The sequence below is a fragment of the Rhodanobacter sp. C03 genome (assembly GCF_002001175.1).
Lineage (GTDB): Bacteria > Pseudomonadota > Gammaproteobacteria > Xanthomonadales > Rhodanobacteraceae > Rhodanobacter.
The window spans coordinates 1-1,190 of the sequence record NZ_MUNT01000021.1 but is presented as its reverse complement, the minus strand read 5'-3'; the positions used below and the strand labels follow the sequence as shown (position 1 = coordinate 1,190).

The following is a 1,190-nucleotide window of genomic DNA, read 5'->3' as shown; positions in this document are numbered from 1 at the left end:
GGACACTCTGATTTATTTCCCGTCTGCGGCATCATAGCCAGCCGTTCCCAGGAAGCCCATCGCCGATGAAGCAGCGTTCCTTTGCCTCGCTGAGTTTCGAGTCCAAGAAGAAGCCGACACGGCGTGAACGCTTCTTGGGGGAGATGGACAAGGTCGTACCGTGGGCAGTGCTGCTGGCGCTGATCGAGCCGAACTACCCCAAGGCCGGTCGTCGTGGCCGCCCGCCGATGCCCGCCGCGACCATGCTGCGCATTCACTTCATGCAGCAGTGGTACGCGCTGAGCGATCCGGCGATGGAAGATGCGCTGTACGAGATCGAGTCGATGCGTCGCTTCGCCGGGCTGGAGTTGAACGAAGACGCGATCCCGGACGAGTCGACGATCCTGAAGTTCCGACGCTTCCTGGAACAGCACGGGCTGGCGGTGAAGATCCTTGAAGCGGTCAACGCGCACCTGAGCGAGAAGAAGCTTCTCCTGCGCCAGGGCACAATCGTGGATGCCACGATCATCCAAGCACCGTCCTCGACCAAGAACCGGGACAAGCAGCGTGATCCGGACATGCATCAGACCAAGAAGGGCCAGCAGTGGTATTTCGGCATGAAGGCGCACATCGGCGTGGATGTGGAGTCGGGGCTGGTGCACACGGTGACTACGACACCGGCCAACGTGGGCGACGTGACCGAAGTGGACAAACTGCTGCATGGCCAGGAGAAGACGGTATACGCCGACGCCGGTTACCAAGGTGCCGAGAAACGAGCCCCCAAGCGGGGCCGCACCTGGTACATCGCGGCCAAGCGCGGCAGCGTCAAGGCGATGCCCGAGGGCGAGTTGAAGGAAGCGGTCAAGCACACCGAACACATGAAGGCCGCGGTTCGCGCCAAGGTGGAATATCCATTCCGGGTGGTGAAGCGACAGTTCGGCTACCAAAAGGTGCGCTTCAAGGGACTGCTCAAGAATACGGCGCAGGTGCTGACGCTGTTTGCACTGTCGAACCTGTGGATGGCGCGACGAATGTTGCTTGCTTCTGCGGGAGAGGTGCGCCTGTGAGGCGGAAAATCGAAGTGATTCGAGGTAAATCGGCACGGCGGTGCCGGCGACCTGCCTCCACAGACACCTTTTCCCCGTAGCAGGTCCGGTGCTTTCTCATGGCCGTCTGGACGGCCGTTTCTAACTTAATTGATCAGAGCATCC

1 protein-coding gene is annotated in these 1,190 nt (G+C 60.8%); it reads left to right on the top strand.

Annotated features, from left to right (window positions below; genetic code table 11):
- The first annotated feature begins 65 nt into the window (after positions 1-65).
- On the top strand, positions 66-1,046 hold the full coding sequence (locus B0E48_RS17400) for an IS5 family transposase (RefSeq protein WP_077519350.1): 981 nt from the start codon (positions 66-68) through the stop codon (positions 1,044-1,046).
- The last annotated feature ends 144 nt before the right edge of the window (positions 1,047-1,190 follow it).

What these genes read in the sequence shown, in the direction of transcription:
- B0E48_RS17400 (WP_077519350.1), top strand. Translation starts at nt 66, where the DNA reads ATGAAGCAGCGTTCCTTTGCCTCGCTGAGTTTCGAGTCCAAGAAGAAG.